This is a genomic window from Nocardia stercoris, assembly GCF_003696265.1.
GTDB lineage: Bacteria > Actinomycetota > Actinomycetes > Mycobacteriales > Mycobacteriaceae > Nocardia > Nocardia stercoris.
Map to the genome: position 1 here is coordinate 1,142,346 of NZ_RFFH01000001.1, position 21,381 is coordinate 1,163,726.

Here is a 21,381-nt window from a genome sequence, read left to right on the forward strand (position 1 = left end):
CTCGCATGGGGTTCGCGATCGGGTTCGTGCTCTTCGCGCTCGGCATCACGGTGTCGGTGGCACTGCACGAGTGCGGCCACATGTGGACCGCGCAGGCCACCGGCATGAAGGTGCGCCGCTACTTCATCGGGTTCGGCCCGAAGGTGTTCTCCTTCAAGCGCGGCGAGACCGAGTACGGACTCAAAGCGCTGCCGCTGGGCGGGTTCTGCGATATCGCGGGCATGACGGCCCTCGACGAGGTCGACCCACGCGACCTGGACCGGGCCATGTACCGGCAGGCGACCTGGAAGCGGCTGCTGGTCATGTTCGGCGGCATCGGGATGAACTTCATCCTCGGTTTCCTGCTGATCATGCTGCTGGCCTGCGTGTGGGGCCTGCCGCGGCTGGATTCCCCGCCGGCGACGCAGATCCTGCCGGCCGGTTGTGTGCCGGCGCAGCAGGCCGACGGCAGCTATACGCCGTGTACTGGCGACGGCCCGGCGCAGCTGGCCGGCCTGAAGCGTGGTGACCAGGTCACCGCGGTCGGCAGCACCCCGGTCCACACCTGGGACGAGATGACCACCGCGATCCAGCACTCCAGCGGGCCCACCCCGTTCACCGTGCTGCGCGACGGCAAGACGATCACGATCACGGTGACCCCGGACCAGGCCGTCACCTATCCGGTGGACAAGACCACCAAGCAGCGCTCGACCACACCGGTCACGGTCGGCAAGGTCGGTATCGGTCAGGACTACTACGAACCGCAGACCTACAACCCGGTCACCGCCGTCCCCGCCGCCGCCTCCTTCACCGGTGACATGTTCGGCCGCACCTTCCAGTCGCTGGCGCAGATGCCCAGCAAGGTGGTCGCCCTGTGGCATGCCGTGACCGGCGGCGAGCGCGACGCGGACACCCCGGTCAGCGTGTACGGCGCCGCGACCATCGGCGGCCAGACCGCCGAACGCGGCCTGTGGGGCCCGTTCATCCTGGTGCTGGCGAGCCTGAACTTCTTCCTCGGTGCCTTCAACCTGCTGCCGCTGCTGCCGCTGGACGGCGGGCACATCGCGGTGGTGCTGTACGAGAAGCTGCGCAACACCTTCCGCCGCCGGCGCGGGCAGTCCGACGGCGCGCCGGTCGACTACCTGAAGCTGCTGCCCGCGACCTACGTCGTCGTGGTGCTGGGTGGCGCGTACATGGTGCTGACCCTGGTCGCCGACATCGTCAACCCGATCAAGATCTTCCCCTAGGCCGGCAGCTCCCGCAGCAGGGTCCGGCACAGGTGGTCGGCGTGCCGGGTGGTCTCCGGCTGCCGGTGCCGCGGCGCCAGCGCCAGCACCTGCGCGGTGGCGGTATCGAGATCGATGTTGTGTCCCACGGAGACGTAGACCGGTTTGACCCCGGTCCGGGTGCGCACCGCGCGGCCGACCACCTCGCCGTCGATCGTGATCGGTGACCACGCGCCGCGCTCGTTCCCCGGCGGTTCGTGGTCACCCCACACCGTCTTGGCCACGCCGATGGACGGCAGTCCGGTCAGCAGGCCCAGATGGCAGGCCAGCCCGAACCGGCGCGGGTGCGCGATGCCCTGGCCGTCGCAGACCAGCAGATCCGGTGTGGTGGAAAGCTTTTCGAGCGCGGCCACACTGCCGGGAAGCTCGCGGAACGCGAGCAGCCCGGGCACGTACGGGAACGACGCGACCCCCGCAGCGGTAGCGGTCTCCACCGGTTCCAGCGTCCGCGCGTCGAGGACGACCACGGCTGTGACCACGGTCCCGTCCGCACGATAGGCCGAATCGAGGCCCGCCACCGTCGCGAACTCGGGCGTCCCCGGATTGTGCGGAACCACCAGGTGCCGCAGCCGGTTCTGCAGCGCCACAGCCGCTTCGGGGTCGGCGGGGATTCGTCGGGCGCAATCGATCGCACCGGACCAGGCTGCCACGCGCGGTCCAGCGCGAGCCGCCCGGATCAGGTCCGGGACCGGCCGCGGTCGATCTCGGCGAGTATCTGGATGAGCAGATCCTGCAGCGAACAGGCGGGCAGGACCGGAATGGTGGTGGCGAACGGCTCGGCCAGATCGAGGTCGGTGGCGAAGCCCGCCACTTCCCGCACCACCCACGACCCCTCGGGGCTGCCCGGATACGTCGCCAGCAGCTCGCAGATCCGGTCCACCGCATCGCTGATCAGGGCGGTCCGGGCCGCGATCGCCGCGACCATCTGCTCCTCGAGCTCGACGCGCCGCAGCTCCAGCTTGCCCGGTTCGACGCCCGCCTGATCGGGCGTGGTGCGCACCCCGCCGTCGGAGTGCACCTCGAATCCCTCGCCGAGCGCGGCCTTTCCGATCGCGCCCTCCGCGTCCAGGAGGGTGGGCAACTCGACCATGAAGTCGCGCAACTCGGTCATGACGGCCAGGAATCGATCGCGCGCCTCCCGCCGGCGGTCGCGGGCGCGATCGGCGGCATCGCGTTCGGCCAGGACCTGTTCCAGCGCACGTTCGAGTTGCAGTGCGATGGCTGTGGCCTCCGCAGCCGGGGAGGCAAGGTTGTCGAGAAAGCCGGAGACCGTGGTCAGGAGCTGCTGCAGATGCTCTCGCGGCAGATCCGGATTCCGGAACGTTTCGAGAAAGTCGTGCGCTGTCAGCGCCGTGCTCGCGTCGCCCACGCCCTCAGCTTTTCACAACCGGGGTACCTGCCGATGCGTCTTTCGGCAGTGTCGGGTCGATCCGGTTCGCGTCGTGTGCTGTGGGATCGCTCACACCGCGGGACCCGGCGCGCCCGGCGACCCGAATCGCCGAGCCCCGGCCCGGGTTTCCGTACCCGCCCTGGTCTGCGCCGAATCACTGTCGACCCACCGTCGACACGGATCGGCCGCAGTGCGGCCGGGCGCCGATGACGTAGCTCTGACGAAGGGGGTTCCACCGCCGTGACTAGACTCGGAAGCGGTACCGGCCGACCTGACGAAAGTAGGCGCTCGAACGTGAGTACAGCCATCACTCTGGGCATGCCCGCCGCGCCCGGCGGCGGTGCCGCCCAAGTATCGCAGCCGGTTCTGGCGCCCAGGCGTAAGACCCGGCAGCTCATGGTGGGCAAGGTCGGCGTGGGCAGCGAGTTCCCGGTGTCCGTGCAGTCGATGACCACCACCAAGACCCACGACGTGAACGCCACCCTGCAGCAGATCGCGTCGCTCACCGCCTCGGGCTGCGACATCGTGCGCGTCGCCTGCCCGCGCCAGGAGGACGCCGACGCGCTGGCGACCATCGCGCGCAAGTCCCAGATCCCGGTGATCGCCGACATCCACTTCCAGCCGCGCTACATCTTCGCCGCGATCGACGCCGGCTGTGCCGCGGTCCGGGTGAACCCGGGCAACATCAAGGAATTCGACGGCCGGGTCGGCGAGGTCGCCAAGGCGGCCGCCGCGGCCGGCATCCCGATCCGGATCGGCGTCAACGCCGGTTCGCTGGACAAGCGGATGCTGGAGAAGTACGGCAAGGCCACCCCCGAGGCGCTGGTCGAGTCGGCGCTGTGGGAGGCGAGCCTGTTCGAGGAGCACGGCTTCGGCGACATCAAGATCTCGGTCAAGCACAACGACCCGGTGGTCATGGTCGAGGCTTACCGGCAGCTGGCCGCGGCCTGCGACTACCCGCTGCACCTCGGTGTGACCGAGGCCGGCCCGGCGTTCCAGGGCACGATCAAGTCGGCCGTGGCGTTCGGCGCTCTGCTGTCGGAGGGCATCGGCGACACCATCCGGGTCTCGCTGTCGGCGCCGCCGGCCGAGGAGGTGAAGGTCGGTCAGCAGATCCTGCAGTCGCTGAACCTGCGCCCCCGCAAGCTGGAGATCGTGTCCTGCCCGTCCTGCGGCCGGGCCCAGGTCGACGTGTACACCCTCGCCGACCAGGTCAGTGCGGGGCTGGAGGGCCTGGAGGTGCCGCTGCGGGTCGCGGTCATGGGTTGTGTCGTCAACGGTCCCGGTGAGGCGCGCGAGGCCGACCTGGGTGTGGCCTCCGGCAACGGCAAGGGTCAGATCTTCGTCAAGGGTGAGGTCATCAAGACCGTGCCCGAGCACCTGATCGTGGAGACCCTGATCGACGAGGCCATGCGGATCGCCGAGGAACTCGGTCAGAACACGCCGAGCGGTGAGCCGGTAGTCACCGTCTCGTAACCGCTTGCCGAACGCGGTAACACGAGCGGCGGTTCGTGGCAGGCTGTGATCGTGCGGAGTGTGCTGGAGCCGACCCGCCGGACCCGGGCGTCCGGCGCACGCCAGCTTGCCGATCGTGACCTGGCGCAAGTACTACGGATCCTCGATACCGATCCGGTTGCCTCGTGCATGGTGGCTGCGCGACTGCAGGAGTTCGGCATCGAAGGTGGCGTGGGTCAACTGTGGAGCCGGGGTGGCCCGTCGGAGTCGCTGTGCTATTCCGGCGCGAACCTGATTCCGCTGCGCGGGCGGCCCGAGGATCTGCGGGCCTTCGCGGACCGGGCGCTGCGCTGGCCACGGACCTGCTCGTCGGTGGTGGGCCGGCAGGAGCTGGCGTTGCCGCTGTGGGAGCGGCTCGCCGAGCAGTGGGGGCCGCCGCGTGAGGTGCGCTCCGAGCAGCCGTTGCTCGCGCTGGACCGGGCGGCGTCCGCGCTGCCCGACGAGAAGGTGCGCCGGGTGCGCGCCGACGAACTCGATCGCTACCTGGTCGCCGCGGTGGCGATGTTCACCGAGGAGATCGGGGTGGATCCGCGGGCCGGTGACGGTGGCCGCGGCTACCGGCGCCGGGTGGCCGGGTTGATCCAATCCGGCCGGGCCTGGGCACGATTCGAGGACGGGCAGGTCGTCTACAAGGCGGAGATCGGCGCGCTGTCGGATCAGACCGGGCAGATTCAGGGCGTGTGGGTGCATCCGGATTGGCGGGGGCGCGGCCTGGGCATCGCCGGTACCGCGACGGTCGCCAACACGATCGTGTCGGCCGGGCGGACCGCGAGCCTGTACGTCAACTGCTACAACGAGATCGCGCGGCAGGCCTACCGCCGGGTGGGGTTCCGGCAGGTCGCCACCTTCGCCACGGTGCTGGTCGACTAGCCGGCCGCGGGGCGGTCAGCTGCTGGCCGGCGCGACCTCGACACAGGGGACGGGGCTCGCCGCGTCGGGCTGCAGCGCGTCGAGCACGTACTGCCAGACCCGCGGGGAGTAGAGCGCGGACTCGTGGTCGGAGTGGTCGAGGTCGCAATCCTGTTGGAGCAGAACGTTGGTGACGCCGGGGCCGTCGAGGAAGGTGTGTTCGTAGGGGGCGGTGACGGGGTCGGTGCTGCTGGCGATCACGGTGTAGTCGGCGCCGGGCCGGGTGTCGCCGTCGGCGTAGATCTCGTTCAGGAAGTCCGAGCCGCGCCGGAGTTGGGTCATTGGGGGGATCGCGCGGTCCAGCGGGGCCGGCAGCGGGCCGGCGGTCATGCCGTGGTTCTCGGCGACGATCCCGATCAGCTTGTCCACCTTCGTGTTTCCGCCGAGGACGTTGATATAGTACTGGGCGAGCACACCGCCCTGCGAGTAGCCGACCAGATCGACTGTGTCCGAATTGGTTTCGATGCGCACCCGGTCCACTTCGGTGGCGAGCTCCCGTGCCGCGGCGCGCAGGTCGGTCAGCTGTTGGAGCGGGAACTGTGCCAGCGGAACGGGATTGCCGTAGTTGAAGGTGAAGACGCAGTAGCCCGCGTTGTGCAACAGCGGCGCGCCCGTGTTCCAGGCCGCGCCCTGGGTCAGGTACATCCCGTTGATCAGGATCACGGGGTGCGGGTGCGGCGCGGGCCCGGCGCAGCCGGCGAGGTTCGCGCCCGGCGGGGGAGTGGTCGCGTCGGCGACGTGCGCGTACGAGGCGGCGGGGCCGTAGGGGACCGGCAGCGGCGCGGTGTCGGCGGCCGCGGGTGCCCAGCCGCCGATGGCCGCCGCCGCGGTCGCGGTCAGAACGGTGGTGTTTCGTCCGAACACTGAATCCTCCGATTGTCCGATCGTTCCGATCGCTGCGGCAGGGGAATTCACCGGGCGCGCCGACGTCCGCGAAAAGCGCGGGTCGCCGTACGATTCCCGCTCCGATACGAGCGGTCGATTCCCCCGATTCCCCTATTTCGACTCATCTCGATCGAAATCGCCGAAATGCAGCTCGATATGCATCGCGCCATGTCCGAATTGTCGCGTGCCAGACAAAATTAGAACCTGTGTCGATCCGCTGTATGTAACACTTTCGGGCAATGCACCAAAGTGCATGGCACTTTGGTGCATTGCACCTTCGGGCATCGCACTTTCAGGCAACAAGAGGCTGTTTCGGCGGCCGAATCACGCCGAAGCGCCGGTTCTGTTGCGGGAGTAGACCATCGGGGCCGACGGCAAACCTCCTGTTGGAACGGCTGCGTCCGCCATAGCAGATGTTCTCACTACTGGTGCTGCGCTGTCTGTGAAATCGCATGTGCGGCAAGCGGTCAGGGTGCGACGACGTTGACGGCCCATTGGGGAGCGGCTACGTTGAAAGTCGAATATCAAGCGAGCGCTTGGTTGTTGCATCGAGGCAGCAAGAAAGGCTCGGCCGAGCGCATCTTGTTCGGGCATCCGGATCTCCGCGTATTCACGAGATCGGATTTCGTTCAGCGGTTCAACTGTTTACATTGGGGTTATTCATGTCTGTTCCCGTGCGTTTGTCGTTCACCACATATCAGCGCGACATCTGGTCGATCGCCGAATTGCATCCCGGACTGCCCACCTATCTCTGCTGCGCGGTATGGCACCTCGCCGTCCCGGTCGACGTGCCCGAGCTGCTGGCCGCCGCGCGGCGCACCGTCGCGCGACACGACGGACTGCGATTGCGGTACGGCGTCCTGGACGGCGTGCCGTACCAAGAGTTCGCGCCCGACCGGGTACCGCCGGTGGTGCTGCTCGATCTGACCGCCGACGACGACCCGGAAGCCCAGGCGCAGCGGCACATTCACGACCTGACCCGGTCGAGCATCGACGTCACCGGCCCGGAACCGTTCCGGCTCACCGTCGTCCGCACCGCCGCGGACTCCTGCTACATCGTCGCCACTGCGCACCACCTGACGGTCGACGCGACCGGCCTGCGCAACCTGCGGGCCGACCTGCTCACCGACTACGCCACGACCGTGCGGACCGGGACACCGCCGGAGCTGCCCGGATCCTCCTTCGTCGCCTGCCTGGACTACGAGCGCGAGTACCGGGCGAGCGAGCAGTACCGGATCGACCGCGACGCCCTGGTACCGCGACTGCGGGGGGTCGCGCCCGCGCTGTTCGACCGCCGGCACGGGACCGACGAACTGTCCCCGATCGTCACCCGCGGTTTCGAACTCGACCGCGACCTGGTGAACCGCATTCGCACAGCCGGTGTTTCGCTGTACCCCTACCTGTGCGCCATGCTCGGCGTCTATCTGTCCCGCGTGCTGCGTACCGACGAGATCATCCTCGGGGTCCCGTTCCTGAACCGGAACAATCCCGCCGAACTAGCCGCGGTCGGCAACTTCGCGAACACGTTGCCGCTGCCGATCCGGACCGCCGCGCACCCCACCGTGGCCGAGCTGGTCGCCGCGGTCAAAACCGATGTGCGCGGAATGAAGCAGCACCAGCGGTACCCGCTCGGTGACCTGGTGGCGGAGCTGCGCCGAGCCGGCGATCCCGCCCGCCAGCTCTTCGACGTGACCGTCTCCTATCTGCGGCTGCCCGCGAACCTCGGCCGGATCCCGGAACTGGAACCCACCGGGCAGCAGGCGGTGTCGACCACGTTCACCGGGTCGGCGTCGTCGAGCTGGCAGGGCTACAGCCCGAACACCATGGCGTGGACCATCATCGAGGTCGACGAGGATAGCCCGCTGCAGATCCGGCTGGACCATGCCGCGGACGTCTTCGACGCCGACTTCCCCATCGAATCCGTCGTCGCGGGGCTCGTCGAACTGCTCGAAGCCGGGATCGCCACGCCGGACGCCGATCCCGCCACCCTGTCGGTGGTGCCGGCGGCCGCCGCCGAGCTGCTGGTCGACCGCCGACGGGTGACCGACCGGCCCTACGACACCCGCACCAGCGTGGTGGGCGCGATCCTGGCGCAGGCCGAGCGCACGCCGGACGCGGTCGCATTGTGCGCGGCCGACGGTTCCCGGCTCGGCTACCGGCAGCTCGCGGACCGGGTGGCCGCGCTGTCGATGGTGTTGCGGGACAACGGGGTCGGGGTGGGCGACCTGGTCGCGGTCATGCTCGAGCGCGGGCCGGAGCTGGTGATCGGCATCCTGGCCGCCATGCACGCCGGTGCCGCTTACGTGCCGGTCGACCCGGGCTATCCGGCCGAGCGGATCGAGTACCTGCTCGCCGACAGCTCCGCTGTCGTGGTGCTGACCGACACCGCCCGGGCGGCGACGGCCGGATCCGCCGGGGCCACGGTCCTGACCACGGACCGCTGGGGCGCGGCAATCACCGGCGCGCGGCCGCGGCCCGTGCCCGGTGGTTCCGATCTGGCCTACGTGATCTACACCTCCGGCTCCACCGGGCGGCCGAAAGGTGTTGCGGTCGAGCATCACTCGGTGATCAACCGGCTGTCCTGGATGCAGCGCCGCTACCCGCTGGGCCCGGCGGACGTGATCCTGCACAAGACGCCCTCGTCGTTCGACGTCTCGGTGTGGGAGCTGTTCTGGTGGGGTCTCGCCGGTGCCCGGGTCGCGCTGCTGCGGCCCGGCGGCGAGAAGGACCCGCGCGAGATCCTCACCGCCATCGCCGATTTCGGTGTAACCGTGCTGCACTTCGTGCCGTCGATGCTGACGCCGTTCCTGGATCTACTGGAAGCCGACCCGGCGGCGGTCTCCCGGGCGGCGACCCTGCGGACCGTGTTCTGCAGCGGTGAAGCGCTACTGCCGCACCAGGTCACGCGGTGGAACCGGGCGTTCGCGGGGCTGGGCACGGCCGCTCCGCGCCTGGTCAACCTGTACGGGCCGACCGAGGCGACCGTCGACGTGTCCTACTACGACTGCCCGGTCGACCCGGAGGTGCCGGTGACACGGGTGCCGCTGGGCCGCCCGATCGACAACACCCGCCTGTACGTCCTCGGTGCCGGTGACCGGCCGCAGCCGGTCGGCGTGCCGGGTGAATTGTGCATCGCCGGGGTGGGTCTGGCGCGCGGCTACCGGAACCGGCCGGAGCTGGACGCGGAGAAGTTCGTGGCCGACCCGTTCCATCCGGGCGAGCGCATGTACCGCACCGGCGACCTGGCGCGCCGGCTGGCGGACGGGCAGCTGGAGTACCTGGGCCGGATCGACCGGCAGGTGAAAGTCCGCGGCAACCGGGTGGAGCTGGGGGAGGTGGAGAACGCCCTGGCGGCGCTACCGGGCATCGGAGCCGCGGCGGTCGTCGACCTGCATTCTCCGGCCCGGGGCACCTATCTCGCCGCCTACTGCGTGTCCGAGACCGGCCTGGAGACCGCGGCGTTGCGGTCCGGCTTGGCGAAGACGTTGCCGGAGTTCATGATTCCCGCCGAGTTCGTGCGCGTCCCGGTGATTCCGCTGACTCCCAGCGGCAAGGCCGACCGTGCCGCGCTGGCCGCGATCCGGCCCAGCGGCGAACCGGCCGCGCACCGGGCGCCGCGCACCCGGGTCGAGGAACAGCTCGCGGCCGTGTGGTGCGAGGTGTTCGACCGGGAGTCGGTGTCGGTGACCGACAACTTCTACGACCTGGGCGGTGACTCGATCCTGTTGCTGCGGGTCCGCGCTCGCGCCGAGGCGCGCGGATTGTCCTTCACCGCACGTGATCTCACCGAATCGCCCACCATCGCCGAACTGGCGGCCCGGGTGCGCCTCGACGTGACCACGGTGGCACCGGTGCGGCCGTTCGAACTGGTGGCGGTCATCGACCGGGCCCGGCTGGGCCACGTCGTGGACGCCTACCCGCTGACCCGGCTACAGCTGGGCATGCTGTTCCACAGCCGAGAGCGGGCCGAATCACCGCTCTACCACGATGTTTTCCGGTATTCGCTGCGGATGGAGTGGAACGAACCGGCGCTGCGCGACGCACTGGCCCGCACGATCGCCCGGCACCCGGTCCTGCGGACCTCCTTCGACCTGGCCTCGTATTCGGAGCCGTTGCAGCTGGTCCATCCGGACCTGGAGCCGCCGCTGACGGTGGTCGATCTGCGGTCCATCCAGACCGATGTGACGGATGCGGTCGTGGCCGACCATGTAGCGCAACGACGCTGGGGCGCATACCGTTTCGAACAGCCCGGTCTGTTCCACATCGGGATCTTCCGGCTGGGCGCCGACCGGATCGAGCTGGTGTTGTCGTTCCACCACGCCATCCTCGACGGGTGGAGTGTGTCGACCCTGCTCTCGGAGCTGCTCGCCGACTACCGAGCGCTGGCCACCGGTTCCGGCCCGGCCGCCGCACCGGACCTGCCGGTATTCGCCGAATACGTTCGCGTGGAACAGCAGTCAATCACCGATCCGGCGGACCGGCAGTACTGGGCCGAACTCCTGGCCGGCGCGGAAACCACGCCGATCCCCGGGATGCGCCCGCACGTTCCCGTCGAGCGGGAGCCGGCCGGTGCCCCCGCCGGTGCCCGCATGTCCCGGTCGATACCGATTCCCGCCGAGCTGCGCGACCGCGTCGAAGCGATGGCCGCGGCCGCCCACCTGCCGTTGAAGACGGTCATGCTGGCGGCGCACCTGTGCACGGTCGGCCTGCTCTCGGGACGGACCGATGTCACCACCGGCGTCGTCACGCACGGCCGCCCCGACCTGCTCGACGCCGAGCGCATGATCGGACTGTTCCTCAACAACATGCCGTTCCGCCTCGACCTCGACACCGGCCGCAGCGGCCGGGAGGTACTGGCCGCGCTGTTCGATCAGGAGCGCGACAGCGCGCCGCACCGCCGGTTCCCGCTCCCCGAGATCCAGCGCGACCTCGGTGTCACCCTGGACACGGCCTTCAACTACATCCATTTCCACGCCTTCGGCGCGACCCTGCGGGCACTCGACGTGGAGTTGCTCGGCGTCGACATTCGCGAGGACACCAATTTCGCGTTGCTGGTCAACGCGATCCGCAGCCCCTCCGACGGCAGCCTCTCACTGCGCATCGACGGTGACCCGGCCCTGTACACCCCCGACCAGCTGTCCCTCATCGGCTCGACCTACCTGGGGGTGCTGCGGCTGCTCACCGACAACTCGACTGCACCAATCGATTTCGCCGACGTCGCCGGAGTCGTGTCGGCCCCGGCCGCGCCCGGCCTCAACACAGCGGCGGCCGCGCTCGGCCCGGCCGTGCCCGGCCGGGATGTGCTCGCTCCGGCCGGGCCTGGTACGAATGCGCTCGCTTCGGCCGTGCGTGGTACGGATGCGCTCGCTCCGGCTGTGCGTGGTACAGATGTGCCCGGCTCGGGCGTGCCCGGCGCGGCTGCACTCGACCCGGTCTCGATCGACGGCCCGGCGAGCACCGTGATCGAGTTGTTCGAAGGTCGCGTACGCAGCGTCCCCGGTGCGATCGCCCTCGAATTCGGTTCCCGCACAGTGAGTTACGCCGACCTCGCGAACATGTCCGGGCGGATCGCCGCGGCCCTGGTTGCGGGTGGTGCCCGCCCGGGTGACCGGGTCGCGCTCGCGGTCGATCGCTCACCCGAACTGGTCGCGGCCGTGCTGGGTATCGCCATGGCGGGTGCCGCGTGTGTTCCGCTGGACCTCAGCTATCCGAAGTCGCGGCTGCAGGCGATGCTGGACCAGGCCGAGCCGTTCGCCGTGATCACCCGAGCCGCCGCCGACATCTCGGTGCCGCAGCACTATTCGCGGCTCTCGCTGGACGAGCTGCTGACCTGCACCGACCGGGTGGAGCTGCCGCCGGTGGATCCGGCCGCGGTCGCGTACGTGCTGTTCACCTCCGGCTCGACCGGCACCCCGAAGGGTGTGGCCATGCCGCACCGGGCGCTGGCCAACCTGATCACCTGGCAGCTGTCGGAACCCGGCGGCTGGCTCGCCGACGCCGGACGTGCCCCGGCCACAACCCAATTCGCGCCGCTGTCGTTCGATGTGTCGTTCCAGGAGATCTATTCGACGCTCTGCGGTGGCGGCCGGCTGATCCTGCTCACCGAGGAACAGCGCCGTGACCTGCCCGCCCTGGCCGGGGTGCTGACCTCGACCGGCGCCGAGCGGATCTTCCTGCCCTATGTCGCACTGCAGCAGCTGGCGGAGGCGGCGGTCCGGCTCGGCACCGCGCCGGCAGCCCTGCGGGTGATCGTCTCCTCCGGTGAGCAGCTGCGGGTCACCGACGAGATCCGGGCCCTGTGTGCCGCGGGAACGGACGTGATCCTGGAGAACCAGTACGGTCCCACCGAAACACACGTCGCCACAAGGTATTCCATGACCGGTGACCCGGCGGCGTTCCCGGTGTTGCCTCCGATCGGCACGGCGATCGCCAATGTCGAGATCCTCGTCCTGGACGAGCAGCTGCGGCCGGTTCCCGACGGCGTGCCCGGCGAGATCCACCTCGGCGGCGCCGCGCTCGCCGATGGCTACCTGGGCCGGCCCGACCTCACGGACGCGGTGTTCCGGCCGCATCCGTTCCGGCCGAACGCGCGCCTGTACCGCACCGGCGACATCGGCCGTCGCCTGCCCGGCGGCGCCGTCGTCAGCGACGGCCGCCGCGGTGGCCAGGTCAAGATCCGGGGGCATCGGGTGGAGCCCATGGAGGTGGAACTGGCGCTGCAGCGTGTCACGGCCGCGCTGGACGGCGTCAGCGAGGTGGCCGTCGTGGCCCACGACAGCGTGGGCGGTTCGAGTGCCCACGTGCAGCTGGTGGCGTTCCTGGTCGGCTCCCGCACCGGGGTCGAGGAGCAGACGGTCGTGGCGGCGCTGCGGGAATGGCTGCCCGAGTACATGATTCCCACCCGCGTGGTCTGGCTGGACGCGCTGCCGCTGACGCCCAGCGGCAAGCGGGCCGACGCGGTGCTGCGGACCATGGCACTGCCCGCGGTCGACCTGGCCGCCGACCGAGTCGCGCCGCGCACGCCCGTCGAGGAGACGGTGGCCGCGCTCATGGCGGAAACCTTGGGGCGCACCGAGATCGGGGTGTTCGACGATTTCTTCGCCCTGGGCGGGAACTCGCTGACCGCCATGCGGCTGATCGTGTCGCTGGAGCAGCGGTTCGCGGTGTCGCTGCCGGTGTCCGCACTGGCCACCGGGCCCACCGTGGCCGCGCTCGCCGATCGGGTGCGTGACGGCGCGAGCACCGGCTTCGACCCGCTGGTGCTGTTGCGCGACGGGGAGGGCGCACCGCTGTTCCTGGCGCCGCCGATCGGCGGAAATGTGCTGTGCTACGTCGAATTGGGCAAGCACCTGCCCGCGGGCCGTCCGCTCTACGGGCTCCAGGCCGCCGGTCTGCAGCCGGGCAGCGTCGCCTCGTCGTCGATGACCGAGATCGCGCGGGACTATGTGACGGCGATCCGCCGGGTGCAGCCGGAGGGGCCGTATCACCTGGGCGGCTGGTCGCTGGGCGGCATGATGGCGTTCGAGATGGCGCAGCAGCTCACCGCGGCCGGGCAGGAGGTGGGCGCCCTGGTCATGATCGACGCCATGACGGTGCGCAACGGTGACCCGATCCCGGTGTCCGAGCGCCGGTTGCAGGAGTTCTTCCTCTGGGAGCTGCTGCTGCTCGCCCGGGGCGCCGAGGCCGAGGCGGTGGAGATCCCGTACGAGATCCACACCGACGGCGACGTCTTCGACTTCATGCTCGCCACCGCCGTCGAGGCGGGCGTGCTGCCCGCCACCGGTTCCCGTGAACTGGTACGGAGATTGTTCGATGTGTTCGTGGCGAATTGGCGGGCCTTCGTCGCCTATCGCCCGCGGCCGTACGCCGGCGCCATGACGTTGCTGCGGGCCGCGGAACCACTGCCCGCCATGCTCCGCCTGAGGCACGACCGGGTCGGCACCCTGCACCACGACCCCACCAACGGCTGGGACGCCTACGCCGCCGGGCGGTTCGAGGTGATCGAGGTGCCGGGCGACCATCTCACCCTGGTCCAGCCCCCGCAGGTCGCCGAGGTCGCCGCCCAGCTCGCGCGATTGCTCGCCCCCGCCCCGGCGAACGTCGGCTGAACCGTCCGAATCCCGTTATCCAGCAAGGAATTATCGTGAACTCTCCAGTGAAATCGGCCATCGTCGTCGGCGCCGGCATCGGCGGTCTCACCGCCGCGGCCGCCCTCGGCCGGGCCGGCATCGATGTGGTGCTGTGCGAGCGCGGTCCGCGGTTGCGGGCCGCCGGCTTCGGCCTGTCGCTGCAGTCGAACGCCATGAACGCGCTGCGCACCCTCGGCCTCGGCATCGAGGACGAACTGCTGCGGGTGGGCGGCCGGGCGCTGTCGGCCACCTACCGCAGGCCGGACGGCACGGTCATGCGGCGGGTCGACGTAGCGCCCACCGAGGCCCTGCTCGGCGCCCCGGCAGTGGTATTGGCGCGGCCGGATCTGCACGAGGTCCTGTTGAACGCCTGCGGTGACGACCTGCGGGTCGAGTTGGGCGCCGAGGTCGTCGGCTTCACCGAAACCGCCGACGCGGTCACCGTGGAACTGGCCGACGGCCGCGCCCTGAGCGCCGACGTGCTGATCGGCGCGGACGGCATCAACTCCGCGATCCGCAAGCAACTGCACGGCAGCGAACCGATCCGTTCCGGCGAGTTCGTGTGCTGGCTCGCGCTCGCACAGTTCGATCGCCGGTTCGTCGAGGAGGGCGAATCGGTCCAATACTGGGGCACCGGACAGCGATTCGGCATCAGCGACCTCGGTGCCGGCCGGATCTACTGGTGGGGCACCCAGACCACCACCGCGGAGCTGGCCGCGGACTGGCCGCACGGCAAGGACGACCTGCTGGCGCGCTTCGCCGGCTGGGCGCCGGGGATCGCCGAGATCATCTCGGGCACACCGGAATCCGACATTCTGGCGCTGCCCGCACAGGACCGGCCGGCCGCCACGGAGTGGGGTCGCGGCCGGGTGACCCTGCTCGGTGACGCCGCCCACCCGATGCTGCCCAGCTTCGGGCAGGGCGCGAACGCCGCCATCGAGGACGCCGTCGTCCTGGCGCACGCGCTGGCCACCGAACCGGACGCCGAGACCGCGCTGCGCGGGTACGAGCAGCGCCGGATTCCGCGGTCCGTCATGTTCGTCGAGGGATCGCGCCGGCTCGGCGAACTGGAGCAGACCACCGATCCGGAGCGTGTCGCGGCCCGCGACGCCTACATGTCCAGCGAAGCGGGCCACACCCGCAGTCTCGAGCCGATGACCTGGCCGGGTTTCGGCGACCCGGAGACGCCCGGCGCCCTGCCGCGGCCGCTGTCGCCGCTGGAGCGCTGGCACTGGACCGCGGATCAGGTTGCGCCGCTGCACATCCTGTCCCGGGTGCGGGTGACCGGCGACCTGACCGCCGACGCGGTGCGCACCGGTCTGGCCGGTCTGGTCCGTCGGCACCCGATGCTGCACGTGCTGGTGCGCAGCGACGACGGCCGGGACCCGCAGTTCGTCCCGGTCGCCGTGCAGCCGATTCCGTTGCGCGAGGTCACATCCGGTGCATGGACCGCCGAACTCGACACTGAACTGCGGGACCGCTTCGCGCCCGGCGCGCCGCTGTTGCGCGCCACCCTGGTCACGGCCGCGCCCGGCGTGCACGACCTGATCCTGACCTCGGTGTACACGATCGCCGACGCGGTGACGATACTGTCGTTCGCCCGGCAGGTGCTGGAGTTCGCCGCTGACGGCGCGGTCGGCTGGGTGCCCGAGGTGCCGGCCCTCCCGGGCCCGGAGGCGTTGCTGCCCACCGAGTTCCAGGATCCGGAGGGCAAGCGCGCCGCGCTCGCCGGGCTCATGGCCGCGGCCGAGGCCGACCAGGAGCTGGAGCCGGTCCGGCTGGCCGCCGACGCCGAGGTGGCGCCCGGCGACCGGTTGTCCCGGGCGACCCGGCGGGTGCTCGGCGGACCCGAGTACCAGGCGTTGCTGTCGGCTTGCCGCGAGCACGGGGTGCTGCCGCAGAGCGTCGTGGCCGCCGCCCTGGCGCAGGCCGCCGCCGCGGATACCGGTGTGCCGCAGGCGCATTACCCGGTCGGTGTCTCGGTGCTGTTCCGCGAGCACCTGGCCCGCCCGCTGGACGACCGGCACACCGGCGCCTACCAGGCGATGATCGCCGTGCCCACCCCGGCCGGCCCGCCGCTGTGGGAGGTCGCCGCGGGCTTCGAGGCCGAATACGGTGCGCGCGTGGCACAGCGCCGTCATCTGGCCGGCCTGCTCGGGATCGAGTATCTGCTGCCGGAGACGCCCGCGCAGGCGGACGCGGCGGTCGCTCAGCTGGACGCCCGCGGCCCCGGCAACCTGTGCATGACGGTGCTGGACACGCGAGACTTCCCGTCCCGCATCGGACAGTGGGATATCGAGGGTGCCGAGTTCGTCTCGGGTATGTCGATCAGCGGCCTGCTGATGCTGACCGTGGGTATCGGCGCCGACGAGTTATCGCTGAACCTCGGGTACGTCGCGGGCCTGCTGTCCGCCGAGCGGGCGGACGCGCTGGTCGGAGCCCTCGTGTCCGCGCTGCGGGTGGACGCGTCAGTGTAAGCCCGCCAACGGTTCCCACGCGGACATGGCGGCGGTGACCACCGCCTCCAGGTCCGCGCGGGTGGCGCCGTCGCGGGCCTGGATCGACATGCCCTGCTGGACCGTGGTGTAGAAGGCGGCCATCGCGTCGACGGTGGCCGTCTCGGGGAGATCGCCCTCGATGATCGCGCGGCGCAGCCGGTCCGCGATCGCGGTCTGCATGCCGCGGCGGATGCCTGCCAGGTACTGCTGGACGTCGGCGCCCACGCCGGTCCGCGCGGCCATGACGACCATGCACCCGGGGGGAGTGGCCGGGTCGGCGTAGAAGTCGGCGCTGGTGGCGAGCATTCCGTACACCGCGTCGCGGGCGGCGGGCGCGTCGGCGAGCGCGAGGCGGGCCGGGTTGCCCGCGATCGAGTCGTACAGCTCGATCGCCTCGCGGAACAGCTGTTCCTTGGAGCCGAAGCAGGCGTAGATGCTGGGGGAGGCGATGCCCATCGCGGCTGTCAGGTCGGTCATCGACGTGCCCTCGTAGCCCTTGCTCCAGAACGCGACCATCGCCTGCCGCAGCACCGTGTCCCGGTCGAAGCCGCGGGGGCGACCTCGTTCCCTCATCGTGCACCTGCCTTCCACCGGCCCGAGATGAATTCTGTGTCGATCATCAAAGATATCCTTGACGCGGGTTCCGCGCCGGTGCTACCTATTTTTGTGTCGATCAACATAAAAATCAAGGGACGGGGACATGACAACCGAACGCAACCCCTGGTGGGCGCTGGGTGCACTCTGTGTGGGCTACTTCATGATCCTGCTGGACATGACCATCGTCGCCGTGGCCAACCCGGCCATCATGACCGGCCTGCACACCGACATGTCCAAGGTCATCTGGGTGACCAGCGCCTACCTGCTCACCTTCGCGGTACCGCTGCTCATCACCGGCCGCCTCGGTGACCGCTTCGGCCAGAAGTACCTGTACCTGGGTGGACTCGCGGTCTTCACGCTGGCCTCGCTGTGGTGCGGCCTCGCCGGTGACATCGGTACGCTGATCGCCGCCCGCGCGGTCCAGGGCCTCGGCGCGGCGCTGATGGCACCGCAGACCATGGCCGTGATCGGCCGGATCTTCCCGTGGGACAAGCGTGGTGCGGCCATGGGCGTGTGGGGTGGCATCGCCGGGATCGCGACCCTGATCGGCCCGATCTTCGGTGGTGCGCTCATCGACAACGGCGGCTGGCAGTGGATCTTCTACGTCAACGTGCCGATCGGGTTGATCGCGCTGGCGCTCGGCGCGTGGCTGGTTCCGCTGCTGCCCACCAATGAGCACCGGTTCGACGTCCCCGGCGTGATCGTGGTCGCGATCGGTATGTCCGCCTTGGTATTCGGTATCCAGGAGGGCAACGTCTATCACTGGGCGGCCTGGGTGTGGGCGCTCATCATCGGCGGTCTGGTCGTACTCGGGCTGTACCTGGCCTACCAGCGCAACCACGCCGAGCCGCTGGTGCCGCTGGGCCTGTTCCGCAACCGCAACTTCTCGCTCGGCAATGTGGCCACCGGTGCGCTGGGTGCGGCCATGACCGCGCAGATGGTGCCGTCGTACTTCTATCTGCAGGCGGTGCGCGACCTGTCCCCGACGCGCGCGGCGCTGGTGTTCGCGCCCATGGCGGTCGTCTCCGCGATCCTCTCGCCGGTCGTCGGCAAACTTTCGGACAAGGTGGCGCCGCGGTATCTGCTCACCTTCGGCTTCGGCGTGTTCACCCTGGCCGTGCTGTGGTTCGTATTCCTGGCCACCCCGGACGGTTCGATCCCGCTCATGCTCGTCATGTCGGTGGTCTGCGGCATCGGCAGCTCGTGCATCTGGGCGCCGTTGCCCGCCACCGCGTTGCGCAGTCTGCCGCTGGCGCAGATGGGCGCGGCCTCGGGTATCTACAACACCACCCGTCAGGTCGGATCGGTGCTGGGTAGCGCCGGTATCGGTGCGCTGCTCACCGCCCGGATCTCGGCGCACGGCCTGCCCGCCTCCGTCGGTGAGACGGGTCGCCTCGCCGACGCCGTGAAGGCGCCCTACGCGTCGGCACTCACCGACTCGCTCTACCTGACCGTGATCCTGCTGGTGGTCTGTGTGGTCACCGCGATCTTCTTCACCTTGCCCGCGCCGGCCGCCGCCGCGCCGGCACCGGCACCGGCACCGGTGGTGGACGAGCAGCCTCGGGCCGATCTGGCGGACCAACACTGATCTCGGTGCGGGACCGCGGGTTTCGCGCCCGCGGTCCCAATTCCGTCCCGCGCGACGATGTCAGGAGATGAATCCGGCGGATCGGCGCCACTAATACCACAAATCGATCGTCGACAACTCGCCATCCTCGGGAAGACGGTACGGCCGATTATCCTGGGGCGTGGTAGTTTTGGATTGTCGACATGAGGTGCCCGCGACCGGCGCGCTTTGTCGAATGGCATCCGCGAAGCGTTCGAGCGTGGGGGATATCGATAATGAGTGACGTTTCATCGAGTCCGGCCGCTGTGGTACGCGGCGCCGGGCGGCGGTCTGCGGCGCGCGCGGTCGAGCATCGGGCCCCGGGGGTGTCCGAGTACTGGAAAGACCAGATCAACCGGGTCAAAGACCTGTCGGAGCGGGAGCTCGACGTCTTCATCATGCTGGGTGCGGGAAAGTCCAACCGCGCCATGGCGAAACAGCTCGACATTGCCGAGCGGACCGTCAAGGCGCATGTCACTCAGATTCTGTCGAAACTCGATGTGGAATCGCGACTTCAAGCCGGACTGGTCTCGTATGCATTTCAGCTGACACCCGACGCGACAGTCCGCCGAAGTGACCCGGGCCCACTGATTCATCCGAAATCCGCGTGAGATCCGCCACGTAACCCGGCTGGACATCGGAAACCGAAATGTCGCTCGGGTAGCGGAATCTACGCGTTTCCGGTGCGGTCGATCCGACACCGGGAACCGGCCGGCGCGGGTTTCGTCGCGACCCGAGTGTCGGACGGGTCGCCGGTGAACTGCTGGCTACCATTGCGGCGATGTCGACACCGCCGAGAACGTCCGTCCGGCGTGGCGCGGCCGCCGTGTTCTCCGTCGCCGCCGTCCTCGCCGCCGCCGGTTGCGCCCGGGGCCCACAGAGTCCCGCCGCAGTGGCTGCCGCCTTCGCCGGCGCCTTCGCCCGCCACGACGTGCGCGCGGCCGCCGACTTCACCTCCTATCCCGAGCGGGCGGCGACCGGCCTGGGCGCCGCCTGGGACAACCTGCACGCCACCGGGCTGACCGCGCGGATCGGCGATGCCCGGGTCTCGGGTGACACTGCGACCGTCGACTATTCGTACGAATGGCGGCTGCCGAAGGATCGGGTGTGGTCCTATTCGGGACAGCTGCCGCTGATGCGGACCGGTGGCCGCTGGCAGGTTCGCTGGAGCAATGTCGACATCCACCCCAAACTCGGTGACACCCAGACCATGGAACTGCGCACCGAGCCCGCCCCGCGCGCCCGGGTGCACGAGCACGAGGGCACCGATGTACTGGTTCCCGGTGTGGTGCACCATATTTCGTTCGACCCGGCCACCGTGCCCGATCCCGGCTACGTGTCCCGGGCGCTCGCCGGCGCGCTGAACCGGTACGACGACACCATCACTGCCGACAGCGTGCTCACCGCCGCGCGCAGCGGCCGGTTCGACGTCGCCGGGCTCTCGGACAGCGAATTCGACGACAGCGGTGGGGCTTTGGTGGGATTGCCGGGAGTCACCGTCACCTCCGACTGGGACCTGGTGCCGACCGTGCGCGGCTTCGCGACCGACCTGCTGAACCAGGTGCGCAAGACCGTGATCGACGACGTCGACGGGAAGGCCGGCTGGAACGTGGTCACCGTCAATGCCGACGGCGTGGATACCGATATCCTGCAGGAGGTTCCGCCGCAGCCGGCCCCGTCGTTCGGGCTCAGTATCGACCGCACCGTGCAGGACGCGGCGCAGAAGGCGGTCGACGGCCGCACCGAACAGGCCATGATGGTGGTCATCCAGCCCTCGACCGGCGCGCTGCTCGCGGTCGCGCAGAACAAGGCCGCCGACGCCGACGGCCCGGTCGCCACCACTGGGCTCTACCCACCCGGTTCCACGTTCAAGACGGTCACCGCGGCCGCCGCCATGGAGGCGGGCCTCGACACCCCCGACACCGTGCTGCCGTGCCCGGGCTCGATCGTGGTGGGGGAGCGCACGATTCCCAACTACGACAACTTCGCGCTCGGCGACGTGCCGATGGCCACGGCCTACGCGCGGTCCTGCAACACCTCGTTCGCGCAGGTGGCCGGCGGGCTGAAGAGCGACGCCCTCACCCGCGCGGCCGCGCAGTTCGGGGTCGGACCCGACTACACGCTGGCGGGCATGCAGACGGTGTCCGGCTCGGTACCGCCGGCGGGCGACCTGACGCTGCGCACCGAGGACGGCATCGGCCAGGGCAAAGTGGTGGTCAGCCCGTTCGGCATGGCGCTGGTGGCGGCCACGGTCGCGCGGGGATCGGTGCCGCTGCCGTACCTGGTGACCGGGCGCGACACCGCCGTCACCGGCAAGGCGCCGAACGGGCCCGACGCGGCGACCGTGGACGGTCTGCGGTCGATGATGCGGCAGGTGGTGACCAGCGGTACCGCGGAACGGATCGCCGACCAGGGCGATGTGCACGGCAAGACCGGAGAGGCCGAGGTCGACGGCGGCTCGCACGCCTGGTTCATCGGCTACCGCGGCGACCTGGCCTGGGCGACCCTGGTGGTGCGCGGTGGCAGTTCCGACAATGCCGTCGCCGTCACCCGGGACATGCTGGCGGCGCTGCCGCCCGCGCCCTGA

Annotated in this window: 12 protein-coding genes; 8 read left to right on the forward strand and 4 right to left on the reverse strand. The window is 70.0% G+C overall.

All coding sequences use genetic code 11. The features are described from left to right. Positions 1 to 5 precede the first annotated feature (5 nt). On the forward strand, positions 6 to 1,226 hold the full coding sequence (locus EBN03_RS05240) for a M50 family metallopeptidase (protein ID WP_122186612.1): 1,221 nt from the start codon (positions 6 to 8) through the stop codon (positions 1,224 to 1,226). Here the strand turns inward: EBN03_RS05240 and EBN03_RS05245 are convergent. Further along, the gene (locus EBN03_RS05245; RefSeq protein ID WP_233608133.1) at positions 1,223 to 1,915 is read right to left on the reverse strand and encodes an endonuclease V; all 693 of its coding nucleotides are present in this window, start codon (positions 1,913 to 1,915) and stop codon (positions 1,223 to 1,225) included. The two genes, EBN03_RS05240 and EBN03_RS05245, sit on opposite strands and share 4 nt — an antisense overlap. A 26-nt stretch (positions 1,916 to 1,941) precedes the next feature. Next, the gene (locus tag EBN03_RS05250) at positions 1,942 to 2,634 is read right to left on the reverse strand and encodes a hypothetical protein (protein ID WP_122186613.1); all 693 of its coding nucleotides are present in this window, start codon (positions 2,632 to 2,634) and stop codon (positions 1,942 to 1,944) included. Between the two features lie 339 nt (positions 2,635 to 2,973). On the opposite strand from EBN03_RS05250, the gene ispG reads away from it, so the two are divergent. Further along, complete coding sequence (ispG, locus tag EBN03_RS05255) at positions 2,974 to 4,131, forward strand: flavodoxin-dependent (E)-4-hydroxy-3-methylbut-2-enyl-diphosphate synthase (protein WP_122186614.1); 1,158 nt, start codon at positions 2,974 to 2,976, stop codon at positions 4,129 to 4,131. Between the two features lie 51 nt (positions 4,132 to 4,182). Then, positions 4,183 to 5,040 (forward strand): GNAT family N-acetyltransferase, encoded by an 858-nt coding sequence (locus EBN03_RS05260; protein WP_233608135.1) that lies wholly within the window; start codon positions 4,183 to 4,185, stop codon positions 5,038 to 5,040. Between the two features lie 15 nt (positions 5,041 to 5,055). On the opposite strand, the gene EBN03_RS05265 is transcribed toward EBN03_RS05260, so the two are convergent. Continuing rightward, complete coding sequence (locus EBN03_RS05265; protein WP_122186615.1) at positions 5,056 to 5,943, reverse strand: esterase/lipase family protein; 888 nt, start codon at positions 5,941 to 5,943, stop codon at positions 5,056 to 5,058. 683 nt (positions 5,944 to 6,626) lie between these two features. Between EBN03_RS05265 and EBN03_RS05270 the strand changes: the two genes are divergently transcribed. Both EBN03_RS05270 and EBN03_RS05275 read left to right on the forward strand, forming a co-directional pair. Further along, on the forward strand, positions 6,627 to 14,072 hold the full coding sequence (locus tag EBN03_RS05270) for an amino acid adenylation domain-containing protein (RefSeq protein ID WP_122186616.1): 7,446 nt from the start codon (positions 6,627 to 6,629) through the stop codon (positions 14,070 to 14,072). A 35-nt stretch (positions 14,073 to 14,107) separates the two neighbouring features. Then, the gene (locus EBN03_RS05275) at positions 14,108 to 16,570 is read left to right on the forward strand and encodes an FAD-dependent monooxygenase (RefSeq protein WP_158675540.1); all 2,463 of its coding nucleotides are present in this window, start codon (positions 14,108 to 14,110) and stop codon (positions 16,568 to 16,570) included. On the opposite strand, the gene EBN03_RS05280 is transcribed toward EBN03_RS05275, so the two are convergent. Further along, a complete protein-coding gene (locus EBN03_RS05280) occupies positions 16,562 to 17,164 on the reverse strand; it encodes a TetR/AcrR family transcriptional regulator (protein ID WP_122186617.1) in 603 nt (200 codons plus the stop codon). The genes EBN03_RS05275 and EBN03_RS05280 overlap by 9 nt on opposite strands. A 127-nt stretch (positions 17,165 to 17,291) precedes the next feature. Between EBN03_RS05280 and EBN03_RS05285 the strand changes: the two genes are divergently transcribed. The 3 genes from EBN03_RS05285 to EBN03_RS05295 all read left to right on the forward strand — a co-directional run bounded on the left by EBN03_RS05285 (position 17,292) and on the right by EBN03_RS05295 (position 21,381). Further along, entirely contained in the window at positions 17,292 to 18,776 is a 1,485-nt protein-coding gene (locus EBN03_RS05285; RefSeq protein ID WP_122186618.1) for an MFS transporter, read from the forward strand. A gap of 254 nt (positions 18,777 to 19,030) precedes the next feature. Then, on the forward strand, positions 19,031 to 19,405 hold the full coding sequence (locus EBN03_RS05290) for a response regulator transcription factor (RefSeq protein ID WP_158675541.1): 375 nt from the start codon (positions 19,031 to 19,033) through the stop codon (positions 19,403 to 19,405). A 170-nt stretch (positions 19,406 to 19,575) separates the two neighbouring features. Beyond that, a complete protein-coding gene (locus EBN03_RS05295; RefSeq protein ID WP_122186620.1) occupies positions 19,576 to 21,381 on the forward strand; it encodes a penicillin-binding transpeptidase domain-containing protein in 1,806 nt (601 codons plus the stop codon).